This is a genomic window from Paraburkholderia sp. GAS41 (assembly GCF_050436545.1).
Classification (GTDB): domain Bacteria; phylum Pseudomonadota; class Gammaproteobacteria; order Burkholderiales; family Burkholderiaceae; genus Paraburkholderia.
Genome location: NZ_JBNDMK010000033.1, coordinates 54,413 through 77,928, shown reverse-complemented (window position 1 = coordinate 77,928; position 23,516 = coordinate 54,413). Strand labels below are relative to the sequence as shown.

At 63.7% G+C, this 23,516-nt stretch carries 15 protein-coding genes; 8 read left to right on the top strand and 7 right to left on the bottom strand.

Annotation, left to right across the window (positions count from 1 at the left end; genetic code table 11):
• Nucleotides 1-593: 593 nt before the first annotated feature.
• Entirely contained in the window at nucleotides 594-920 is a 327-nt protein-coding gene (locus tag P3T43_RS31950; protein ID WP_429284989.1) for an H-NS family nucleoid-associated regulatory protein, read from the top strand.
• A 42-nt stretch (nucleotides 921-962) separates the two neighbouring features.
• On the opposite strand, the gene P3T43_RS31945 is transcribed toward P3T43_RS31950, so the two are convergent.
• The 6 genes from P3T43_RS31945 to msrB all read right to left on the bottom strand — a co-directional run bounded on the left by P3T43_RS31945 (nucleotide 963) and on the right by msrB (nucleotide 6,202).
• Nucleotides 963-1,277, bottom strand: coding sequence for a transposase (locus tag P3T43_RS31945; protein ID WP_429284988.1), 315 nt, complete (start codon nucleotides 1,275-1,277; stop codon nucleotides 963-965).
• A gap of 762 nt (nucleotides 1,278-2,039) precedes the next feature.
• A complete protein-coding gene (locus tag P3T43_RS31940; RefSeq protein WP_429284987.1) occupies nucleotides 2,040-2,285 on the bottom strand; it encodes a hypothetical protein in 246 nt (81 codons plus the stop codon).
• Between the two features lie 247 nt (nucleotides 2,286-2,532).
• Nucleotides 2,533-2,886, bottom strand: a complete 354-nt coding sequence (locus P3T43_RS31935; protein WP_429284986.1) for a gamma-glutamylcyclotransferase family protein — start codon at nucleotides 2,884-2,886, stop codon at nucleotides 2,533-2,535.
• Nucleotides 2,887-2,900: 14 nt separating this feature from the next.
• Nucleotides 2,901-3,620, bottom strand: a complete 720-nt coding sequence (gene msrA / locus P3T43_RS31930) for a peptide-methionine (S)-S-oxide reductase MsrA (protein WP_429284996.1) — start codon at nucleotides 3,618-3,620, stop codon at nucleotides 2,901-2,903.
• A gap of 77 nt (nucleotides 3,621-3,697) precedes the next feature.
• The gene (locus tag P3T43_RS31925; protein WP_429284985.1) at nucleotides 3,698-5,647 is read right to left on the bottom strand and encodes a cytochrome c biogenesis protein DipZ; all 1,950 of its coding nucleotides are present in this window, start codon (nucleotides 5,645-5,647) and stop codon (nucleotides 3,698-3,700) included.
• Nucleotides 5,648-5,689: 42 nt separating this feature from the next.
• Nucleotides 5,690-6,202: a peptide-methionine (R)-S-oxide reductase MsrB gene (gene msrB / locus P3T43_RS31920; RefSeq protein WP_429284984.1), complete on the bottom strand. Its 513-nt coding sequence runs from the start codon at nucleotides 6,200-6,202 to the stop codon at nucleotides 5,690-5,692.
• A gap of 205 nt (nucleotides 6,203-6,407) precedes the next feature.
• On the opposite strand from msrB, the gene P3T43_RS31915 reads away from it, so the two are divergent.
• Both P3T43_RS31915 and P3T43_RS31910 read left to right on the top strand, forming a co-directional pair.
• On the top strand, nucleotides 6,408-7,160 hold the full coding sequence (locus P3T43_RS31915) for a response regulator transcription factor (RefSeq protein WP_429284983.1): 753 nt from the start codon (nucleotides 6,408-6,410) through the stop codon (nucleotides 7,158-7,160).
• Entirely contained in the window at nucleotides 7,157-8,647 is a 1,491-nt protein-coding gene (locus tag P3T43_RS31910) for an ATP-binding protein (protein WP_429284982.1), read from the top strand. Before P3T43_RS31915 ends, P3T43_RS31910 begins: the two co-directional genes overlap by 4 nt.
• Nucleotides 8,648-8,690: 43 nt before the next feature.
• Here the strand turns inward: P3T43_RS31910 and alr are convergent, their stop codons facing one another.
• Nucleotides 8,691-9,758: an alanine racemase gene (alr, locus tag P3T43_RS31905; protein ID WP_429284981.1), complete on the bottom strand. Its 1,068-nt coding sequence runs from the start codon at nucleotides 9,756-9,758 to the stop codon at nucleotides 8,691-8,693.
• Nucleotides 9,759-10,074: 316 nt separating this feature from the next.
• Between alr and P3T43_RS31900 the strand changes: the two genes are divergently transcribed.
• From P3T43_RS31900 to recD, 5 genes are read left to right on the top strand one after another with little or no spacing between them, the layout of a single operon-like run.
• Nucleotides 10,075-11,193 (top strand): metallophosphoesterase family protein, encoded by a 1,119-nt coding sequence (locus P3T43_RS31900; RefSeq protein WP_429284980.1) that lies wholly within the window; start codon nucleotides 10,075-10,077, stop codon nucleotides 11,191-11,193.
• Complete coding sequence (locus P3T43_RS31895; protein ID WP_429284979.1) at nucleotides 11,190-13,817, top strand: AAA family ATPase; 2,628 nt, start codon at nucleotides 11,190-11,192, stop codon at nucleotides 13,815-13,817. Before P3T43_RS31900 ends, P3T43_RS31895 begins: the two co-directional genes overlap by 4 nt.
• A complete protein-coding gene (gene recC / locus P3T43_RS31890) occupies nucleotides 13,814-17,458 on the top strand; it encodes an exodeoxyribonuclease V subunit gamma (protein ID WP_429284978.1) in 3,645 nt (1,214 codons plus the stop codon). Before P3T43_RS31895 ends, recC begins: the two co-directional genes overlap by 4 nt.
• The gene (gene recB / locus P3T43_RS31885; protein WP_429284977.1) at nucleotides 17,455-21,327 is read left to right on the top strand and encodes an exodeoxyribonuclease V subunit beta; all 3,873 of its coding nucleotides are present in this window, start codon (nucleotides 17,455-17,457) and stop codon (nucleotides 21,325-21,327) included. The genes recC and recB overlap by 4 nt, the downstream gene beginning before the upstream one ends.
• Nucleotides 21,324-23,468 carry an exodeoxyribonuclease V subunit alpha gene (recD, locus tag P3T43_RS31880; protein ID WP_429284976.1) on the top strand — a complete coding sequence of 715 codons (2,145 nt, stop codon included), beginning with the start codon at nucleotides 21,324-21,326 and terminating at the stop codon, nucleotides 23,466-23,468. The genes recB and recD overlap by 4 nt, the downstream gene beginning before the upstream one ends.
• Nucleotides 23,469-23,516: the final 48 nt, after the last annotated feature.

The window sequence follows — 23,516 nt, the reverse complement described above, 5'->3', positions numbered from 1 at the left end:
TAGTGCGGATTACCCGTGTGAAAGTAGGTAATCGTCAGGCTCCCTAGCAGCAACAGAAACCCCACCCCACAAGGTGGGGTTTCTGCGTTTACGCGGCTTCATCGCACCCGGCGATCTGCACATATCAGAGCTAAAACGAATCGTGCACGCTGCCCGCAGTCCGGCCAAATTGATGCGTATGCGACGCTACCCGGACATTGCGCTATCATGTGGAAATAACGCGAAAGCACTGGCCTGCACGAGACTTCGGCAACGGAGCGTGCAAATCAGACCAGCCGCTTGAAATCGCTCCATTTTCTGCACTATCTTTTCAATTGCGACCGTAACACTGACTCAGCGCCGCCAGCTGTATTGCGGAGCGCTGGCTCAGTCGCTTGCCGTCGCGGTAAGCATGACAGGATTTCATTGGGGGACAGGTCGTTCCGCAAGCTCTGGGGCTACCCAACCTGATTTGACCAGCGAGCATTTCCGCAGATGTATCGACCTATCGCCGCCGGCAATTGCGACGGCACTCATCCAACGCATTCGCCGAATATCGAGCAAACAATGCTCGACGGAAAGCCACAAGATTCATATTAAGGACGGGTTACTTTATGGACGAAAGGAAGCGAGACAGCATGATTGCTTACCTCCGCCACCGCATGGAAGAATTTGGCATTACGCCAGACATGCTGGCTTCAGCCCTGGCTAGCGACGAATCGGAAAAGGCCAACGCCCGTTATCGTGACGTAACGGGCGAGACGTGGTCCGGCGAAGGGGAGATGCCTCAATGGCTGAAGCAGGCCATTAGCGCAGGGCAATCCATTGAGCATTTTGCGCTGTCACCCAAAGTGGCGGACAAGGCTCCTGCCAAACGAGCGGTCGATTGGGACAAGGACCCGTTTGCGGGAAGCCCTCTTGCACGCTCCAGTGAGCGATAGGCGGCCGGATCGTCCGCCGTTAGCGCTGGTGAGGACGAACCCTCAGCAGCAATCGACTATCCCTGCACTCGCCCCTGCGACCGTCCGCGTTGCGATGCAATCCAGTTCAAGCTCGCTCAAGATCGAGAGCATGATACCGTCGCGTTTCCACTTGAGCCACCTGGCATAGCAAGTCTGTTGCGGGGGAAATGTCGACGGAAGGTGATGCCATTTTTCTCCGTTCACCAATACCCACAGAATGCCGTTTAGCAACTGACGCGGGTCGGATCTCGGGCGGCCTGTTCGCGAACAGGCGGGTTCAACGAGCAACGGTGAGACGCGTGACCAGTCTTCGTCGGAAAGTGGAATAGCTAGCACGTGTAATCCTCTAGATACGGGGATCTTCTATATCTGTCACCAAATCAGATGCGATGACGCCGGATAAACTCCGACGCTCGGTCCTCCACGGTTTCGATTTAGCATCGACACCGGAATTGTGATTCGGCAATTGCGCACCCAACGGGAACACAATTTTTCGACTCTCTCAGGTTCTTGGTAATTTCTAAAACACACCGACACCCGTTTCTCTTCAGACAAATCGGATGATCGATGCATGCACAGCGTGCAAGAAGCCTCCACCGGGTAGGCTCAGCAGCTTCATGCCGCGCGCATAAGAGGTGATTCTAGTGTTTCTTTTCTATTCCAGTAAGAGACAATTTTACCGGTTGTCCATACGACAACGTTTGCGCGCAAAGTCTGATGCAGAAAATAATTCCAGCTTCGTGGTTTAGACGAAGGTCGAAGAAATGCTTTTCGAGGCAAATTAAAAATAACAATGAAGCCGCCACGGCCATTGACTGGCAGAGGCTCAATTGCTGCGTCAGTAAAGATATTGTTCGGCAATGAATGAGACAGCGATTCACTAGACGCGCCTGCCGGGCACGCACGATTAATGTGCGGGGTAGACAGAGTCACGATTTGAGGACGCAGAATTTGGGCGGCGCAAATGCGTTTCCATCATTTGATGCTGACGCATTGCTCAATGCACTTTGGCAAACCATCCTGGATCTGGCACCGGGCAGTGCCGATAGTGATGCTCCCCGGTTGCCAGAAGGATTTCTCAAAGCCTGGACAGCACGATCACGCCACGGCGTGACCTTGCTCGTAGAAGTCGTCGATCAGGGCGACGGCGCGATGCTCGAGCGAGCTCATTGCCATCAGAGGGTCGATCTTGACGCGAGGAATGGTCAACTCGGGGCTCTCGGGCGCGCCTTTCGCGCTGTCCCCATCAATTCGTTCAATCACGGCGCGACACACCCACTGCACGCCCAATTCATCCGGCGTTACATCAACATTTACTCGAAAGCCACGATGCTCGATTGCCACAACACTCTCCAGACACAACAACTGTAAACCGCTCGACGCACCCGCAGCGAGCACAGCAGAAATGCTAGCACGGTCGCCTGAATTTCTTCCGCGAGCCGGGCAGGTCTTTCCATTGGCTTTCATGCAGTGGCAGGGCGCGCATGATCCCTGGCTGGGTGCATTTGCCCGGTACGTTGATGCGGCAGGAAGGAATGATCGCCAGACCTGCTCGCGAAATAACTGCGGGCAAATCCGGCGCAAATGACGGCTAGGCGCTGACGTACACCCACGCCTGCGCGCCGGATTTAAGCGTTACGCTGACACGCTTATAGTCGGACACTTCGTACCGGTCGGCCGCTTCCAGTTCCTCCGGCGTGATCTCGAAGACCATGCCGGCAATTTCCTGGCTCGGATCGGTGCCGGGTTCGATGATGGGATGATGCGTCTTGCCGCTGGTCGCAAGCACCTGCGGATCGACGATTTCCACCCACGTTTGCTCATAGCCCAACATCGAGTCGGCGCGTCCATTCAATTCACGGCCAAAGTTGGCAAGTTGAACGGCTTTGTCCTGCAACGTCCCGTACGAAAAGAGCAGGACATTCGCGTGAGTCGGTGTTGTCATAAGGGGCCTTGTGTTTACGATGCTGCGACCTTCAACAATACCGGATCGTTGCGGTAGAGATCGGGAAACATCCGCTTCAGGTCGCTCACCTTCGGCAAGTCGTTAATTGCGATGTACGGGGCATCCGGATGAAGCACCAGATAGTTCTGGTGGTAACTTTCGGCCGGATAAAAGCCCTTGAACGCTTCTACCTGAGTGACCACAGGGCGTGAAAACACATGTGCCTTGTCGAGTTGCGCAATATACGCCTGCGCGACGCTGCGCTGCTCCGCATTCTCCGCGAACACAGCTGAACGATATTGCGTGCCGTGATCCGGGCCCTGGTAGTTCAGCTCCGTCGGGTTATGCGCGACCGAGAAGAAAATCTGCAGCAGACGCCCATAGGTAATCTGCGTCGGATCGTACGTGATCTGCACGGATTCAGCGTGACCGGTGTCGCCTTCTTCCACGGTGTCATATTGCGCGGTGTTCGCGGCGCCGCCCGAGTAACCAGCCGCCACCTGTTTCACTCCGCGCACGTGTTCGAAAACGCCCTGCACGCCCCAAAAGCAGCCGCCGGCGAACACGGCGGTTTCGCTATGGGTTGCGCCGACTTTCTCGTCCTGAGCCGGCGCGGGAATCTGCGTCGCCGCTTCGGCTGAGACGGCGACACGTTGCAGTGCGATCGCACCCACTGCGAGTGCGACGACCCCCGCCAGCTTGGCGAGGCGTGAGCGCTTGCGCAAAGAAGACACCTTGCTAGAGATTGTGTTCACGATTGTCAGTCCCTTAAGTGATGGGTAATTCGAACGTTTCGACGTTGCGCCCGGCATCAGCCGAACGTGAATGAATAAGCCTCGACGCCTGGGTCCAGAAACTCGATCGAGAAGGTGTGATCCTTCACCTCACCGGATTGCCGCACCAGTTGATAGAGCCGTACGCCGGTCACCGTGCCCGTGCCGTCGGCGGCTACGTCGCTGCCGTGCGAGGCACCGGGCGCGGCGCCGTCGATGCTGACGCGAAAACGCACGGGTTTGCCGTCCCTGGTTGGGCCCAGCACCAGGTGCAGATCGCGCGCATGGAAACGGTAGACGATGCCGCCGGACGCCGCCGCCAGCGTGGCGTGTTCGGCGCCGACATTCCATTTGCCGGTGAGGCCCCAGTCGTTGAGCGCGGGCTGGATCGGCGCGGCATAGGTGTGCACCTTGTCCTCTGTCTCGCCGCCGGGCGAGGTGAAGTTTTCGGCGCGCGCGTAGCCGACATACGTTTCCGGCGACTGCATGTCATTGTTGTCTGCAGCGGCTTCCACACCCTGGACACTGGCGCTGGTCAATCCCGTCGGAACCTTCTCTGCGTTTGCATGGCCGGCTTCTGCCAGCAGTTGCTGAATGACCTTCTCCGACTGCGCATAGTCGCCTTCGCCGAAATGGTGGTAGCGGATTCGACCCTGAGCATCGACGAAGTAATGTGCCGGCCAGTACTCGTTGTTCAGCGAGCGCCAGATGGCGTAGTTGTTGTCGACCGCCACCGGATAGTCGATCCCGAGGTCATGCGTCGCCTTCTTCACGTTGTCGACATTGCGCTCGAACGCGAATTCCGGTGCATGCACGCCGATCACGACGAGTCCCTGATCCTTGTATTTATCCGCCCACGCTTTGACGTAGGGCAGCGAACGCAGGCAGTTGATGCACGAGTAGGTCCAGAAATCGATCAGCACCACCTTGCCGCGCAAGCTCTGCGCCGTCAGCGGCGGCGAGTTGAGCCACTGAACGGCGCCGTTCAGCGACGGCAATTGGCCTTCGACAGGCAACGGCGGTGCGTTGTCGTTTGCGCCTTGCGACGCGCGCATCATGCCACCCGACGCCACGGCCATCATGGCGCCGCCGGCACCGGCAGCGCTCGTATCGGACGCGGACATGACGGCGTCTGAAGCGGCGGCGGGGTTGGCCGCAGCCATCATCGCACCGCTTGCGTCGGGCGCGGCTGCCGCCGTATTTGCCACAGTATTTGCTGTGGTATTCGAAGCGGATCCGCTGCCGGCAGCGGTCGGCGTCGCAGCCGGCGACAACCGTTCAACCAGCTTTTGCTCGATGCCACCCGTTGCCACCGTCGACACGCGCGCCAGCACGCCCGTGTCCAGCCCGAACGAAATCGCGACCACACCGGCCAGCATCGCTGCGCCGATGCCGCGGCGGATCCATTCTCCCGCGCCGAGCGAGCGCTTCATCGCGGTGAACACCCGGCCGCCAATCAGCAGCGCGACGGCAAGCGAAGTCGCCGCGCCGGCCGCATAGGCGACCAGCAGCAGCGTCGTGCCGACACTTGCGCCGCGCAACGCGGCACCGGTCAGCACCAAACCGAGGATCGGGCCGGCGCAGGGCGCCCACAGCAGACCCGTGGCGATGCCCAACAGAAACGACGATCCCGCGCGCACCTGTTGCCCGTCGGCCTGGGCAAAATTCGACAGACGATTCCCGGCGCTCACGAGCGGACGCATCAGATGATCGGCGAAGCGCGGAAACAGCAGCGTCAGGCCGAACACGGCGAGCAGTGCAATGGCGAGCCAGCGGCCGTACTGGTTGGCTTGCGTGACCCAGCCGCCACCCACGGCGGCGAGCGTCGCCACGAGTGCGAACGTGAGCGCCATGCCGGCCAGCAGCGGCAAGCCGCTGCGCACGAACGGCTGATCGGCGCGCGCAAAGACGAACGGCAGCACGGGCAGAATGCACGGACTGAGGATCGTCAGGGCGCCGCCGAGGTAGGCGAGAACGATGAGTAACATGGCTGTTCCTGGTTATCTAAGCTTATGTCGGAGCGGCTGGAGTCAGGTGGCGGCGGGCGTAAAGTTCATCGCCAGCCCGTTCATGCAATAACGTAGACCGGTCGGCTTCGGGCCGTCGTCGAACACGTGACCGAGATGGCCGCCGCAGCGCCGGCAATGCACTTCCGTGCGCGACATGCCGAACGAACTGTCGTTGCGCGTCGCCACGGCGCGGTCGAGCGGCGCCCAGAAGCTTGGCCAGCCGGTGTGGCTATCGAACTTCGTGTGTGACGAAAACAGATTGAGCTGGCAGCCGGCACAGGCAAACACACCGTTGCGATGTTCGTCGTTCAGGGGACTCGTGAAGGGACGCTCGGTGCCTTCTTCGCGCAAAACCGTGTACTGTGCCGGACTCAGCAACTGATGCCATTGCGCGTCGGTGCGGGTAAATTCGAAGCTGGCGGCCGGCTTCGCAGCATTCGTCTGGGCCATGGCCAGTTTAGGCCAGTGGCTCACAGCGGCCAGCGCCGCCACAGCCGTGCCGCCTGCGAACAGAAAGCTTCTTCGACTTTGCATGATGTGCTCCTGGGTGCCAATCTGCGGATGGTGACGTCATCCTAGGCCGCGGGCGGTGTCGAAGTCCTCACGAAAAGTTAAATTAAATGTGATAACTCGCTGCCCGAAAATTTTGCACAATGGCGAAACGGCGGCTTCCCGGATCAAATGCCCGCAAACCGCGCTTTCTGCGCTAACCAGGACCTGACTGGCGTCCGATGCCCCCATGGATCATCCGAAACGCGTACTGATCGTCGAAGACGATGTCGATATTGCCAACGTTCTCAGTCTGCACCTGCGGGACGAACGCTATGAAGTCGTGCACAGCGCCGACGGCAACGAGGGCTTGCGCCTGCTGGAGCAGGGTAACTGGGACGCCTTGATCCTCGATCTGATGCTGCCGGGCGTCGACGGTCTGGAGATCTGCCGGCGCGCCCGCGCCATGACGCGCTACACGCCGATCATCATCACCAGCGCGCGTTCGAGCGAGGTGCACCGGATTCTCGGTCTGGAACTGGGCGCGGACGATTATCTCGCCAAGCCGTTTTCGGTGCTCGAACTGGTCGCGCGGGTGAAAGCGCTGCTGCGGCGCGTCGACGCCATGGCGAAGGATTCGCGCATCGACGCGGGGACGCTGCAGATCGTCGGGCTGACCATCGACCCGTTGACGCGCGAGGCGGCCGTCGAGGGCCGCCGGATCGAGCTGACGCCGCGCGAATTCGATCTGCTGTATTTCTTCGCGCAGCATCCCGGCAAAGTGTATTCACGCATGGATCTGCTGAACGCCGTGTGGGGTTATCAGCACGAAGGCTACGAACATACCGTCAATACGCACATCAATCGCCTGCGCGCCAAGATCGAGGCCGATCCGGCGCAGCCGACCCGCATCCTGACTGTCTGGGGCCACGGCTACAAGCTGGCAGCGCCCTCCGAGGGCCACCCATCGCCGCAGGACGCTGCGCCAAAGGATGCGCCATGAACCTGACGCTCACCCAGCGACTCCTGATTGTCTTTTCACTGCTGCTGCTCGCGTGCTGCGGCGCGTCGGCGTGGCTGCAGATACGCTCCAGCGACCTGCATGAGAAAGAAGTGGTGCAAGGTCTGTCGCGCGATCTCGCGGGGCACATTGCCCGCAGCACGCCATTGATGGACGCGAACGGCCTGCGGCCAGACGCCGTGCGGCAGTTGTTCGGCCAACTGATGGCGGTCAATCCGAGCGTCGAGGTGTATCTGCTCGACAACCAGGGGCGCATCAAGGGCGACGACGCGCCGGTGGGACGGGTGAAGCGCGAGCAGATCGATCTCGCGCCGATTCGCCAGTTCATCGCAGGCGGCACGCTGCCGATTCTCGGCGATGACCCGCGCAGCGTGGATGGCCGCAAGGTGTTCAGCGCCGCGCCCTTGCAGATGGACGGGCAGGTGCCGTCGGGCTACATCTACGTGGTGCTGCTCGGCGAGGCGCATGACCAGTTGGCGGCGCGCGTGGCGGCCAGCTCCGTATTGCGCACCACGTTGTGGTCGATGGCGTTGGTGGCGTTGCTGGGGCTGGTCGCCGGCCTGATGGCATTCGGCCTGATCACGCGGCCGCTGCGCCGCCTGACCGACGCGATGCGCCGTTTCGACGCCGACGGTGAACCGGATCCGCAGCCGCACGTGCCGCGCTCCTCGGCCGCCGGACAGCGCGATGAGATTGCCGTGCTCGAGGCGACCTTCGCGCAGATGGCCAACCGTATCGGCGACCAGTGGCGTGCATTGCGGCGCCAGGACCAGCAGCGGCGCGAACTGATCGCCAATATTTCGCACGACTTGCGAACGCCGCTCACGTCCCTGCATGGCTACCTCGAAACGCTGTCGTTGAAAGCGGACACGCTCAGTGAAACCGAGCGCAAACGCTATCTGGGCATCGCGCTGGCGCAAAGCGTCAAGGTAGGACGACTCGCGCAGGCGCTCTTCGAACTGGCGCGGCTCGAGCACGGCAACGTGCAGCCGGCGCTGGAGGATTTCTCATTGGTCGATCTGGTGCAGGACGTGTTCCAGAAATTCGAGTTGCCCGCCGAAGCGCGTCATATCAAGCTGCGCGCGGGAATTCCGCCGCGTCTGCCGACGGTTAGCGCCGATCTCGGCATGATCGAACGGGTGCTCACCAATCTGCTCGACAATGCGATTCGCCACACGCCCGCGGAAGGCGCGATCGACGTCGAACTGGCCTACCGCGACGGCAAGGTGCAGGTGACGGTCAGCGACACCGGGCCTGGCATTCCGACTGAACTGCGCGAAGGACTCTTCGAGCGGCCGTTCAGTTCGGGCGGCGCGCATCGCGGTGGCGGATTCGGGTTGCTGATCGTGCAGCGCATGCTGCAGTTGCATCACAGCCGGATTCGTCTGGTCGAGCACGCCGGTGCGGGGACCACCTTCTCATTCGAACTGCCGACCACGAGCGCGAACGCCAGCGCCGTGCACGCATAGATAGCGGTGCCGTCTTCCGCCAGTGCGCCACGCGCGTTCCTTCTCAATGCACCTCGACCGGCACGCGCCGGGCGAGCGCGCACATCAATTCATATCCGATCGTGCTGGAGGCATGCGCCACATCGTCGATTTTGACCTGATCGCCCCATAGCTCGACCTGCGAACCGACCTGCGCTTGCGGACACGGTGTGAGGTCGACGGTCAGCATATCCATCGACACGCGTCCCACCACGCGCGTCAGCGTGCCGTCCACGGCGATAGGCGTGCCGGTCGGCGCATGCCGTGGATAGCCGTCTGCGTAACCGCAAGCCACCACACCGATGCGCATCGCCTCGTTGGCGGCAAAGTGGCGTCCGTAGCCGACCGTTTCCTGCAACGACAGCGTCTGGGTGCCGATGATCTGGCTCGTCAGGCTCATCGACGCGCGCAGCGCAACATCGGCGACATGTCGCGACAAGCCCGACGGCGAACCGCCGTAGAGCACGATCCCCGGCCTGACCCAGTCCCGATGCGTGCGCGGATGCCACAGCATCGCCGCCGAGTTGGCGAGGCTCCGGCCGCCGGGAATCCCGCTGGTGGCGGCGTCGAACCGATCCACTTGCCAGTCGACATCGCCGGCGTCCGCGCTCGCAAAGTGGCTCATCAAGGTGATCTCACCGATCGACGTCGACGCGCGAGCCCGCTCCCATGCAGCGCGAAACACATCTGGGCGAAAGCCCAGCCGGTTCATGCCGGAGTTCATCTTCAGATTGATATCCAGAGGCCGTCGCAGCTTCGTTGCGCACAGCAGGTCGAGCTGCTCCGTGCAATGAACTGCCACGGTCAGCCCGAACTCGTCGGCGATGGCGACGTCGGCCGGCGTGAAGATCCCTTCGAGCAACAGGACAGGCTTTTTCCACCCCAGCTCGCGCACGCGCACCGCCTCGTCGAGATCGAGCAGCGCAATACCATCAGCGGCGGCGAGAGCTGGATAGATACGCTCGATCCCGTGTCCGTAGGCATTGGCCTTGACGACCGCCCACACGCGGGAGCCAGCGGTCCTGTGCCGGACCAGTTCAAGGTTGTGTCGGACGGCATCCGGATGAATGCGGGCAACAATCGGGCGGGGCATCGATGTCCTCGTACTTGGTAGAAGGGAGCGAATTAGCGTTGGGTTTCGTGCTGGAAGCAGTTTCGGGCACTAGCATAAAGCGGCGTTTTCAGGTTTTGTTACTGTATTTTTATTGAATTTCAGTATAAAAACGCTGTTGCCTAAGAGTCCGCTAAAGGTCGCTGAAGTTCCCTTGAAGGACTGCGCCCATGCCGCGTGCGGAGCGGGTGAATTCACCCGTCTAGTCGATGAGGACACGTTGTGTCCCGGCCTCACGGTAACATCCATGATCTTTGACGTACGCAGCTTCACTCGTCATTCACAGAACGGAGACTTCATGACCCGATTCCTGCACACCGCGGATTGGCAGATCGGCACGCAATTCGGCCAGTTCGACGCCGAAGAAGCCGCGCATCTTGCCGAAGCGCGTTTCGAAACGGTGCGCCGGATCGCCACTGAGGCCGCCACGCGCCGCGTCGATGCCGTGCTGGTGGCCGGCGACGTATTCGATCAGCAGACTGTTTCCGATACGGTCATCCGGCGCCTGTTCGGCGCGCTCGCAGGCTTTGCCGGCCCTTGGATCATGCTGCCGGGCAATCACGACGCCGCGCTGGTCGAAAGCGTCTGGACACGCGCACAGCGCCTGAACTGCATTCCCGCCAACGTGCGCGTCGTATTGACACCGGGCGTGGTCCTGTTCGACGACCTCAAGTGCGCGTTCCTGTGTGCGCCGCTCACGCAACGCATCACCTATGACGACACCACCGCGTTCTTCGACCAGGCGTCGAGCCCGCCGGACTATTTGCGCGTCGGACTCGCACACGGCAGCGTGAGCGGCATCCTGCAGGAAGGAATCGATTCGACCAACCCGATTGCACCGACGCGCGCTGCGACCGCACGCCTGGACTATCTCGCGCTGGGCGACTGGCATGGACACTTCGAGGTGAACGAGCGCACGTGGTACGCCGGCACGCACGAACAGGACCGCTTCCGCGCCAACGATCCGGGCTTCATGCTCGACGTCACGCTGCAGGAGCCGGGTGCGCTTCCAACGGTTGAGGCCGTGCGGGTCAGCAAATACCGCTGGCTGCGCTGGGAAGAAGAGATCGTGGTGTCGAGCGATGTGGATGCGTTGAAGTTGCGTTTGCAGGCACTCGGTGCAGCGGATGTACTCAAGCTCGACATTCGCGGCACGACCGATCTTGCCGCTGCCGAGGCCATCCGTCTCGCGGTGGATGAAACCCGTGCGCGGGTGCGTGCGCTGCGCGTCGAGATGAGCGAGTTGCAGGTGCAGCCCACGGCCGACGATCTCGCCGCGCTCGGGGCGCAAAGCGGCTACCTGGGCAAAGTGGTGGCGCGTCTGCGCGATCTGCAGGCGGACCCGCAGCAGGCGAAGGTCGCGGCGGAAGCGCTGCTGTTGCTGGCCCAGTTCCAGCGTGAAGCGAGGGCTGCATGAAGCTCGAAAGTATTGCGATTCAGGAATTCAAGCAGTTCAACGGACGTCTTTTCATTGGCGACCTGCAACCGGGCCTCAACCTCTTCACCGGCCCGAACGAGGCCGGCAAGAGCACGATTGCGGAAGCGGTGCGCGCGGTGTTTCTGGAGCGCTACAAGGCGTCGCATTTGCGCGACCTGTTGCCGTGGGGCAAGGCGAGCGGACAACCTTCCGTGGAAGTCAGTTTCAATCTGAACGGTATGGCCTGCACGCTCGCCAAGCAGTTCGTGACGCGGCAACGCTGCGATTTGCGGATCGGTCAGCAGGTGTTCGGCGAGGACGAGGCTGAGGAACGGCTTGCCACGTTGCTGGGTTTCTCGCGCGCCACGCGCGGCGCAATGAAGGCCGAGCAGGCCGGGGTGCCGGGCCTGCTCTGGGTGCAGCAAGGAGAGACGCACGACGTGCGGGACGCGAGCGGCCACGCGGCGCTATATCTGCGCGATGCGCTGACGCAGCTTTCGGGCAGCACCGGCGCGGGTGGTGAAGACGTGTTGATCGGCGCGGTGCAACGCGAACTGCGGCAACTGCTCACGGCACGCACGCAACGCGCCACCGGTCCGCTTGCTGAAGCCGAGCAGGAACTGGTGACGCTCGCCGGCGAGTGCGAGACCCTGGAGGCCCAACGTCGCCAGTTCGACGAGAACCTCACGCGCCTGGCCACGCAGCAGGAAGCCTACGAGGACGCGCAACGCAAACGGCCATGGGAAGCGCACGAGCAAAAGGCGCTGCAGGCGCAAGCGCGTGCCGCCGCGCTTGCCGAACTCGAACGCAGCGTGCAGGGGCTGGCGCAAACGCTGCATGTCAGCGAGGTTGAACTGGCGATGTCGCTGCAGCAGGAGCACAACGCCGCGGAACTGGAAGCGACGCTTGCGACCGAGCGCCAGCAGCTCGAAGTTGCGAAGACCGCGGTGCTCACCGCCGAGGCTGAACACGCGCAGGCGAGCGCGGGCGTGGCCCGCTGCCAGCAGACCGGCGACGCTGCGAATCGCGCGCTCGACGTTGCGAATGCCGCCGTGATGGCGCAAGAGCTGAACAACCAGATTACGCTGTATCGCGAGGAAATCGCGCGGCTGGAAGCGTCGATTGCCGCTGCCGAAGCGGCACAGGCGGCGGTACTCGACGCGACCCGCAGCGCGGCTTCGCTCGAAATCGACGTGGCCCAGCTTCAGCGGCTGCAGACGCTCGAAGCGCGCACGAACGTCCTGAGGGCGCGCAAGGAGGCCGCGATGACGCGCATCGATTACCGGCTGAGCGGCGGCGCGATCGTGGTGGATGGCAAAACGTTTACCGGCACAGGCATGTTGCGCCTCGACGATGAGCAGACCATCGAACTGCCGGGGCTGGGCGAACTGCGCATCGTGCCCGGCGTCTCCGACCTCGCGGCGCTGCGCAGCGAATTGTCCGACGCCGAAACGCAACAGGCGGAAGTCTTGCGGGCGCTGGGCATGACGTCGTTGGGCGATGCGCAGGCGCGGCATGAACAATGGAAGGAGCAGGTCGCGCAACTGCAGAGCCAGCAGAAGATTCTCGCGGTCCACGCGCCCAAGGGCATCGAGCCATTGAAAGCGGGGTTGGCGAGCGCGCTGGCACGCTGCCAGACGGCCGACGAGCGGCTCGCTGCGTTGCCCGATGTGGCGGGCGCAACGGCGGTTGACGAGGCACGCCGCGCCGCCGACGAAGCCAGGCAGGCAATCGAATCCGCGACGCGCTTGCTGACTCAGGCCGGCGAGCGCCGCTCGAAGGCGCTCGCAGCGAGCGGCTCGTTGACGGAACAGGTACAGCGCAAGGAAGCCCAGTTGCAGGACGCGGCGTTCCGCGAGCGTCGCGCGCAATGGCAGACGAAAATCGTCGAACAACGCGCCCATGTAGCCGCCTTGACGATACAGCGCGATGAGCGCAACCAGGCGCTCGGCGCCGCCCGCACCGACGATCCGGCGGCGGAGGCAAAGCGTTATCGCGTGTCGGCTGATCTTGCGCGCAGCGAGCAACAGGATCGGCAGGTGCGAATCGCCGAACTGCGCAGCCAGCTTGAAACGATGGGTGCATCGGGACTCGGCGAGCGGCTCGCCGCCGTACGCGCCTCGCTCGAACAGATGGAGCGGCGCAAGAACGAACTGAGCTTGCGGGCGGGCGCGTTGAGCCTGCTCGACCGCGTGCTGGTCGAGGAACGCGATTCAGCGGTCGCCCAACTACGGGCGCCGCTGACCGAGCGCCTCGGTCATTACCTGAAGCGAATATTCCCGCAGTCGGCGCTCGAACTGGGCGACGACCTGAGCCCATTGGCGTTGCAACGCGAAGGCCGTATCGATACGCTCGACGCCCTCAGTTTCGGCACCCGCGAACAGATGGGCATTCTCGCGCGCTTCGCCTACGCCGATCTGCTGAAGGCCTCGGGCCGCCCGACCTTGCTGATGCTCGACGATGCCGCGGTTCACACCGACAGCACGCGGCGCGATGCGCTCAAGCGCGCCTTGCTCGACGCGGCCACGCGCCATCAGATCCTGCTGTTCACCTGTCATCCGGAGTTGTGGGACGACCTGGGCGTCAAGCAACGCGCCATCGACGACCTGAGGGCCGCTGCATGAGTTCGATTCCCGCAGGACTGATGCTCGTTCACGGCAATCAGCCGGAGCGCTTGCGCGACCTGATGGTCCAGTGGATCCGTCAACATCCGTTAGGGCCGCTGGAAAAAGAGGTCATCCTCGTCCAGAGCAATGGCATTGCCCAATGGCTGAAACTCGCGCTCGCCGCCGATCCGGAAGACGGCGGTTGCGGCATTTCTGCCGCGCTCGACATGTTGCTGCCGGCGAGCTTCTTGTGGCAGGTGTATCGCGCCGTGCTCGGCGATAGCGCGGTGCCGGCCATTTCGCCGTTCGATAAATCACGCCTCGTGTGGCGTTTGACGCGTTTGCTGCCGGAACTGCTCGAAGCACCGGCCTACGCGCCGCTCAAGCGCTTCATGGCGCACGACGGCGATCAGCGCAAACGCTTCCAGCTCGCGCAGCGCGTGGCGGATCTCTTCGACCAGTATCAGGTGTACCGCGCCGATTGGCTCGCGGCGTGGGCCGTGGGCGAAGACGTGCAGATCGACGCACGCAACAGGCGCACGCCGCTGCCCGACGAATACCGCTGGCAGGCTGCACTGTGGCGTGCCTTGCTGGAAGACGTCGAGGCGCACGCATCCGCCGGTGCGGACATGTCGACCGCCGGGCGCGCCGCCGTACACGACGAATTCATGCGCCGCGCGGCGGTGCTGTCCGAACACGAGCGGCCAGCAGGGTTGCCGCGCCGGGTCATCATCTTCGGCATTTCGAGTTTGCCGCGCCAGGCGGTGGAAGTGCTTGCCGCGCTTTCACGCTGGACCCAGGTGCTGATGTGCGTGCATAACCCTTGCGCGCACTACTGGGCTGATATCGTCGCCGATCAGGATCTGTTGCGTGCACAACGTTCGCGCCAGCAGCGTCGTCACGGCGCGCCGGCCAGCATGGACGAAGCGCAATTGCACCTGCACGCGCAGCCGTTGCTGGCGGCATGGGGCAAGCAGGGGCGCGACTTTATCGGCCTGCTCGACGAGTACGACAGCGCCGAAGCGCGCGAGCGCTACACCGCGCAATTCACGGGTATCGGGCAACGGATCGATCTGTTCGAAAGCGACGACGCGCTGACGATGCTGCAGCAACTGCAGGACGATATCCGCGATCTGCGGCCGCTGCGCGAAACGCGCGAGTTCTGGCCTGAAGTGGATCCAGACGCGGACCACTCGATCCGTTTTCATGTCGCACATAGTCCGCAGCGTGAAGTCGAGATTCTGCATGACCAGTTGCTGGCCGCGTTCGCCGCCGACCGGACCCTGCGTCCGCGCGATGTGATCGTCATGGTGCCGGATATCGAGGTGTATACGCCGCATATCCAGGCGGTGTTCGGTCTGCTCGACAGGGAGGACGCACGGCATATTCCGTTTAGCATCGCGGACCGCGGCCAACGCGATTTCGATCCGCTGATCGGCGCGCTCGAAACCTTGCTCGCGCTGCCGCAATCGCGCCTGACGGTCAGCGACGTCCTCGATCTGCTCGAAGTGCCTGCTTTGCGCACGCGTTTCGACATCGCCACAGACGATCTGCCGACGCTGCGCAGCTGGATCAGCGGTGCCAACATTCGCTGGGGGCTGCACGCGGAACAACGAGCCAGTCTCGGTCTGCCGCAAGCCGGCGACGAACGCGCACCGAATAGCTGGGCCTTTGGCCTGCGTCGCATGCTGCTGGGCTACGCGGCGGGAGACAAGGCCGGGGCGTGGCACGACATCGAACCGTATGCGGAGATCGGCGGCCTGGATGCGGCTTTGCTTGGACCGCTGACGCGTCTCGTGGATGCGCTCGACGAGACCTGGCAGACGTTGCGTCAACCGGCCACGGTGGAGGCCTGGTGCGAGCGTCTGCGCTGGCTCAAGACCACCTTCTTCGCGGCTGACGACAGCGAGGATGCCTACACGCTGGAACGGCTCGACGCCACGCTCGAAGCGTGGCGCGATGCGTGCGACGAAGCGGCGCTGACCGGCGAGTTGCCGCTTTCGATTGTTGCGGACTACTGGTTATCGCAGTTCGAAGGCGGTGGCCTGACCCAACGCTTCTTTGCGGGCGCGGTCACCTTCGCCACGCTGATGCCGATGCGCGCGATTCCGTTTCGCATCGTCTGTCTGCTCGGTATGAACGACGGCGATTATCCGCGCAACCGCATGCCGCTCGATTTCGACCTGATGCGGCGCGATTACCGTCCCGGCGACCGCTCGCGTCGTGAGGACGACCGCTATCTGTTCCTGGAGGCGCTGCTGTCGGCACGCGAGCATCTGCATGTGTCATGGGTGGGGCGCAGCGTCAACGACAACACGTCGCGGCCGCCGTCGGTGCTGGTCGGTCAGTTGCGCGACCATCTGAAAGCGGGCTGGCGTCGCGAGGGTGCCACGGACGAGGAACCGGAGGCGCTGCTGAAGGCATTGACGGTGGATCACCGGCTGCAACCGTTCAGCGCGGAGTATTTTCCGGTGCGCCCCGACGCGTCGAAGCTGTTCACGTATGCGCGGGAATGGAACCAGCCGGCGCAGCAGTCAGCGTTCAGCGCGAGTGTCGACAGGCTCGCAAGTCGCAACGACGACCCGCTGCCACCGCTCGAACGTGATGAGCCGCTGTCGGTGCGCGAACTGGCGGATTTTCTCAAGGATCCGGTCAGGAGCTTCTTCCGCCAACGCCTGCGGGTCGGATTCGAAACCGAAGACGCCGCGAGTGAGAATCACGAGCCGTTCGAGGTCGATCAGCTTGAAACGTGGCAATTGCAGAACGAACTGATTCGCGCGCAGGCTGCGGCGCTCGAGCACGGTGACGAGGATCTGCTGCCGGCCGCACTGAGCCGCCTCGAGCGCATGCATCGAAGCGGCGATCTGGCGGCAGGCGGATTCGGCGAGGTGATCGCGGCCGACCTGATGGAGCCGATGGCCGATCTGTTCGAGCGTTTTCGCGCCGAATTGCTGCGCTGGCCGTATCGTCTCGACGAGCAGTTCGAACTGCGAATTGAAGGCGGACCGGACATGGCCGCATTGAGCATCGAAGACTGGGTTGGCGAGTTGCGCGTCGGCGCCGATGGCAGCCGCGGCCGTGTCTTTCTCGATCCGGGCACACTGATCAAGGACCGCAAATATCGCGGGGATCGTCTGATTGCCTACTGGGTCGCGCATCTGGCTGCGCAGCTTGCTGGCGGCGTGGTCACGACGGTGATCGTCAGCAAGGTGGGCGGTGTCGAATTCGCGCCGCTTGCGATGGAGGAGGCGCGTGGCCATCTGCTGACCTTGCTGCGCGCCTGGGATGAGGGCACGCGTCGGCCCTTGCCGCTGGCCGTCAAAACGGCGTTTGCGTGGCTCAGAAAACGGCCTGGCGCGCTCGACTTCATGCGTGACGACAACTTTGCCGGCCAATCCGGCGAGCGCGCCGAAATGGCTGCCGCGCTCCTCGAAGCGCGCGATGCCGCTCGTGTCACCTACGAAGGTGCGGGCCGTCAACAGGGGGAGCGCGATACCAACGCGTACCTGTATCGCGCGTATCCGGATTTCGGCGCACTTGCCGAGAGCGGTGAATTCGAGCGGCTTGCTGTTGCGCTGTTGCTGCCGCTGCACCGCGCGATTCCGGCCTCGTCGTCGAAATCGAAAAGCACAACCCAACATGCGGGAGACGCTCAATGACCGCCACATTGACACCGCCGCTCGCGGGCGCTGCCGAGGTACTGCGTCCGCTCGCGTTCCCGCTGCACGGCAGCAGCCTGATCGAAGCCAGCGCAGGGACCGGCAAGACCTTCACGATCGCGATGCTATACGTGCGGCTCGTGCTCGGCCATCGCGGACCGGACAGCGAGGCACGCGCGCTGACGCCGCCGGAAATCCTCGTCGTCACCTTCACGGATGCCGCCACCAAGGAACTGCGCGAGCGCATCCGTACGCGCCTGATTGAAGCGGCCGACTATTTTCGCGCCGATCCTGCAGAGGTCGAACCGCGCCCCGTGGACGAAGATCTGCTGCACGATCTGCGCGACGCCTACCCGCCGGAGCAGTGGGCCGCCTGCGCGCGCCGCCTGCAACTCGCCGCGGAATGGATGGACGAGGCGGCGGTTTCCACGATCCACGGCTGGTGCAACCGGATGCTGAGCGAGCATGCATTCGATAGCGACAGCCTGTTTTCGCAGACGCTTGAAACCGACCAGAGCGAGTTGCGCGCCGAGGTGGTGCGCGATTACTGGCGCACGTTCCTCGCGCCGCTCAATGCACCGTCCGCGGCAGAGGTGCGTCAATGGTTCCGGAGTCCGGGCGCCTTGCAAGCGGAGATTCGCGGTCTGCTTGGCCATGCCGATCTGCTGCCGCAGGCGCCGGCGCCCATCGAAGCGCTGCAGCAGGCACGCGAGAAGCAGCGCGAGCATCTCGATGCGCTGAAGGTTAACTGGCCGGCATGGGCCGATGAGATTCAGGCTTTATTCGACGATGCGCGCGCGAAGAAGCAGTTCAAAGCCACCAGCCTAAACGCGCCGAACTGCAAGAAGTGGATCGACAAGCTACGCGATTGGGCCAATGATCCCGAGATGCTGCGGCCCGATTTCGAAGCCACGGCGGCGATATGGACGCGTTTTACACCGGCAGGGCTCGGTGAAATCTGGCTTATCGGCGAACCACCCGCGCATCCAGCGTTCGTTGCAATGGAGACGCTGCGCGATGCGCTGGACGCGCGACCTACGGCGTATCACGCGCTGCTCTGTCACGCGGCACGCTGGGTCGCGCAACGTTTCGCGGAGGAAGAGGCGCTTCGCTCGCAGATGGGTTTCGACGATCTGCTCACGCGCCTGAACGACGCACTGCATAAACCGAACGGCGCACGGCTGGCGGAGATTATCCGTCAGCAATATCCGGTCGCGCTGATCGACGAGTTTCAGGACACCGACCCGGTGCAGTACCGCATTTTCGATGCGGTGTATCGCATCGCGGACAACGATCCCGACACGGCGATCATTTTGATCGGGGATCCTAAGCAGGCAATCTACGCATTCCGTGGCGCGGATATCTATACGTATCTGGAAGCGCGGCGTGCTTGCAGCGGACGGCTGTTTACGCTGAAGAAGAACTTCCGCTCGACGCTTGCCATGGTGGCGGCCGTCAATCGCTGTTTCGACGCGGCCGAAGAACGGCCGGACGGCGAGGGCGCATTCCTGTTTCGCGGCGCCGAGGGCGGCGACAATCCGCTGCCGTTCATCGCGGCCGAGGCGCAGGGCCGCAAAAGCCGGCTGCAAGCCGACGGTGAGGATTTGCCTGCGCTGAGCGCGTGGTGGCTGCCGGCCACTGAGGACGGCAAGCCTCTCAGCAAGGAAGCGTACTTGCGCGGCATGGCCGCCAGTTGCGCGACCAAAATGGCACGCCTGCTCAACCTGGGTCAGGCGGGCAAAGCCGGCTTTAGCGACACGCATGGCGCGCTGACGCCGCTGCAACCTGCCCATATGGCGGTGCTGGTCAACAACGGCACGGAAGCGCGCGCGATCCGCACGGCGTTGTCCGAGCGCGGCGTGCGTAGCGTCTATCTGTCCGATCGGGATTCGGTGTTTCAGACCAGCGAAGCGGTGGAATTGCGACACTGGCTGGCGGCTTGCGCGGACCCGGGCGACGGCCGTCTGGTGCGCACGGCGCTGGCGACGGTAACGCTCGGACTCGATTGGGCCGCGCTCGATACCTTCAATCGCGACGAACTCAAGTGGGAAGCGTGCGTGCTGCGCTTTCGCGAGTATCGCGATTGCTGGCGCAAGAAGGGCGTGCTGCCGATGCTGCGCCGCCTGCTCAACGATTTCGACGTGCCGCAGCGCCTGGTCGGCCAGGCTGCGGGCGCTGCGGTCAACGGCGAGCGTGCGCTGACCAATCTGCTGCATCTGGCGGAACTGCTGCAGCAGGCGAGTTCGCAACTCGACGGCGAACACGCGCTGATTCGCTACCTCGACGAGCAGCGCCAGGACGAAGGCGCTGGCGCTGGCGGCGACGCGCGGCAACTCAGGCTCGAAAGCGACGCCGGACTCGTGCAGGTCGTGACGGTCCACAAGTCGAAAGGGCTGGAGTATCCGCTGGTGTTTCTGCCGTTCGCGTGCACCTACCGGCCGGCCAAGGCCGACGACATGCCGCTCAAATGGCACGACGAGGACGGTCGCCTGCATATCACGCTGGGCGACGCCGACGTGCTGCCGCGAGCGGATCGCGAACGGCTCGGTGAGGATCTGCGCAAGCTGTACGTGGCATTGACGCGGGCGCAGTACGCGACGTGGGTGGGGATTGCGCCGATCCAGAGCGTCGAGCTGAGCGCGTTCGGTTATCTGCTCAATGGTGGCAGGCCAATTGCCGCCGCCGAGCTTGGCGACCTGCTGGTGACATTGCGCGGCACGTGCGCACAGATCAGCGTCGCCGAAGCGCCGCCCGCAAGCGACGAACCGTTCGTGTCGCTGGGCGCGCAACAGGTCCATGGCGAAGCACGCCAGCTGCTGCGGCGCGTGCGCGAACACTGGTGGATTGCCAGCTATTCGAGCCTGCGCAAGGACAATGGCGTGATCGGCGGCACGTTGACGCACGCCGCCTCCACGCCGATGATCGATGTGGACACTGACGCGTCGCGCGTCGCGCCGGAAACCCGCAGCGAGGACGTGTTTCACGAGCTGCTCGAGGCCGAGGCGCTCGACGACGCTGAAACGATGGATTCGACGCAGGCGCCTGGTGCCGCTACGGAGGCGGTGCTCGCCATGCCGGCGGATCAGACCTTGCACGGTTTTCAGCGCGGCGCCGATGCCGGCAGTTTTCTGCACGATCTGATGGAATGGGCTGCCAACGAGGGTTTCAAGGAACTTGCCGAGAATGAGCAACGGGTGCGCGATACGGTGGCGCGCCGCTGCAATCTGCGCGGCTGGGCGCGCTGGATTGAACCGCTGACCCAGTGGCTGCTCTACTTGCTGCGCACGCCGCTCATGCTGCCTTCGATAGAAGGCGAGGCGGTGCCGCCCGCGGTGCTGGCGGACCTGAGTTCGTACATGGCGGAAATGGAATTCTGGCTTGCAGCGCATACCGTGGATACGCAAGTGCTCGACCAACTGGTGTGCGATCTGACGCTCGACGGTGCGCCTCGGCCCGCGCTCGAACCCGCGCGGCTGAATGGCATGCTCAAGGGCTTTATCGATCTGGTCTTCGAGCACGACGGCCGCTATTACGTGGCGGACTACAAGTCGAACTGGCTCGGCCCCGACGATGCGGCGTACACGCCAGCCAGGATGCGTGCGCAGATCCTGCATTCGCGCTATGAACTGCAGTACGTGCTGTATCTCTTCGCGCTACACCGGTTGCTGAAAGTGCGCCTGCCCGATTACGACTACGACCGTCACGTGGGCGGCGCGGTCTATCTGTTTCTGCGCGGTGGCCGTGCGCCCGGCCAGGGCTTGCATATCGAGCGGCCGCCGCGTGAGTTGATCGAAGAACTGGATGCGCTGTTTGCGCATCGTTCGGACAACGAAGATGCCACGGAGTATGCGTTGAAGGAAGCTGAATGACGACCCGCTCCACCGACACTCTTGCTGTGATCGACGCGAAGGGCGACACCCCACGCATGCTCGGCGTGCTTGACCAGTGGGTCGAGCGCGGCTGGTTGCGGGCGCTCGATGCCGGCTTCGCGCGGTTCCTGTGGCTCGAAGAACCGCAGACGCCACCGCTGCTGGTGCTGGCAGCGGCGCTCGCGAGTCATCAGTTGGGACGCGGCCATGTCTGCCTCGACCTGCAGGCGACACTCGCTGACCCCACCTTCGCGCTGTCGTTGCCGCCCGATGGACCGCCAATGGTAGCGGCGACGGAGCCGCCGCAGTCGCCCGCCGAAGTGCTGGCCGGCGTCGATCTCCCGCGCTGGTTAGCGGCGCTCGACCAGCCTGCGCTGGTTGGCACCAGCGCGGGCAATGCGCCGCTGGTGCGCGTGGGCACGCGGCTGTATCTGCGGCGCTATTGGCAATACGAGCAGGACGTGCGGGCCGGCATCGAGCGGCGGCTGGCTGCGTCCGCGCAAATGGAAGCCTCGTTGCAGGCCGGGTCCGCGCGCACCGCGCTCGATGTCCTGTTCCCGCCGCGCCCGGCGAATGCGACCGGTGCCGACTGGCAAAAGCTCGCCTGTGCGCTCGCTGCGCGCAGTGCGTTCAGCATCATCACGGGCGGGCCGGGCACCGGCAAGACCACCACGGTGGTCAGGTTGCTGGCGCTGCTGCAGACCTTGGCGCTGGGCGCTGCGGCGGCGAATCCGCTGCGGCCCGCGCGACCCTTGCGGATCCGTCTTGCCGCGCCGACCGGCAAGGCCGCCGCACGCCTGAACGAATCGATCGCAGGAGCCGTCGCGCAACTGCCGGTTGAGGCGCTGCCGAACGGCGCTGCGGTGCGCGAGGCGATTCCCACCGTTGTCGCCACGCTGCATCGCGTGCTGGGCACGCGTCCGGATAGCCGGCGGTTCCGTCACGATGCAGGCAATCCGTTGCCGGTGGACGTGCTGGTGATCGACGAAGCGTCGATGGTGGATCTGGAAATGATGGCCGCCGTGCTCGACGCGCTACCCGCCTCCGCACGGCTGATTCTGCTGGGCGACAAGGATCAGCTGGCATCCGTGGAAGCTGGGGCCGTGCTGGGCGAACTGTGTCAGCGCGCGGGCGAAGGGCATTACACCCCGGCCACGCGCGACTGGCTGCTGGCCGCAACCGGCGAACGCATCGACGCGGCGATGCTCGATGAAGCAGGCACCGCGCTCGATCAGTCGGTGGCGATGCTGCGGCAAAGCCATCGGTTTTCGGCGGAGAGCGGCATCGGCCAGCTCGCTGCGCTCGTCAATGCAGGCGACGCCGCGGGTGTCGCGCGCATCTGGCCCCATGGGCACGCGGATCTCGCGCTGCTGGTCTGTTCCGCGCATGACGATGCGTCGTTCAGGGCGCTGGTGATCGATGGCGATGGCGGAGCGTCGGCGTCTCCGCAACTGTTCGGCGCCAATGGCGAGCCGGGCCGTCCGCGGCACGGCTACCGGCATTATCTGACGACAATGCGCAATGGCCAGCCTGGGCGTGACGCCGCGCCCGCAGCCTTTGACGAGTGGGCGGGCGAAGTGCTGAAAGCGCACGGCGAGTTTCAGCTGCTGTGCGCGCTGCGTCGCGGTCCGTGGGGCGTCGAAGGGCTGAACAAGCGCGTCGCCCGTCTGCTGCAGGAAGACGGTTTGATTGCGGCGCGCGGCGAATGGTATCCGGGCCGGCCCGTGCTCGTGACCCGCAATGACTACGAACTCGGCCTGATGAACGGGGACATTGGCATCACGCTCGAGCTTCCCGGCCCGACGCAGGACAGCGCGATGCTAAGAGTGGCGTTTCCTGCCGGCGATGGCGCAGGCGGTATCAAGTGGGTCTTGCCGAGCCGTTTGCAGGCAGTGGAAACGGTGCTTGCGCTGACCGTGCACAAATCGCAGGGCTCGGAGTTCATGCACGCGGCGTTGGTGCTTCCCGATATCTTCAGTCCAATCTTGACGCGTGAATTGGTGTACACCGGCATCACCCGGGCGCGCGCCTTTCTCACGCTGGCGATTCCGGAAGGCAAACCCGTGCTCGATCAGGCGGTATGTGCAAAGGTACAGCGGGCGAGCGGATTGATGGCAGGATTTGAGGCGCAAGCGGTATGAAGGGTTTTCAATGAGTGTGACCTGCCGAACCGTCTTCGCCTCACCAGG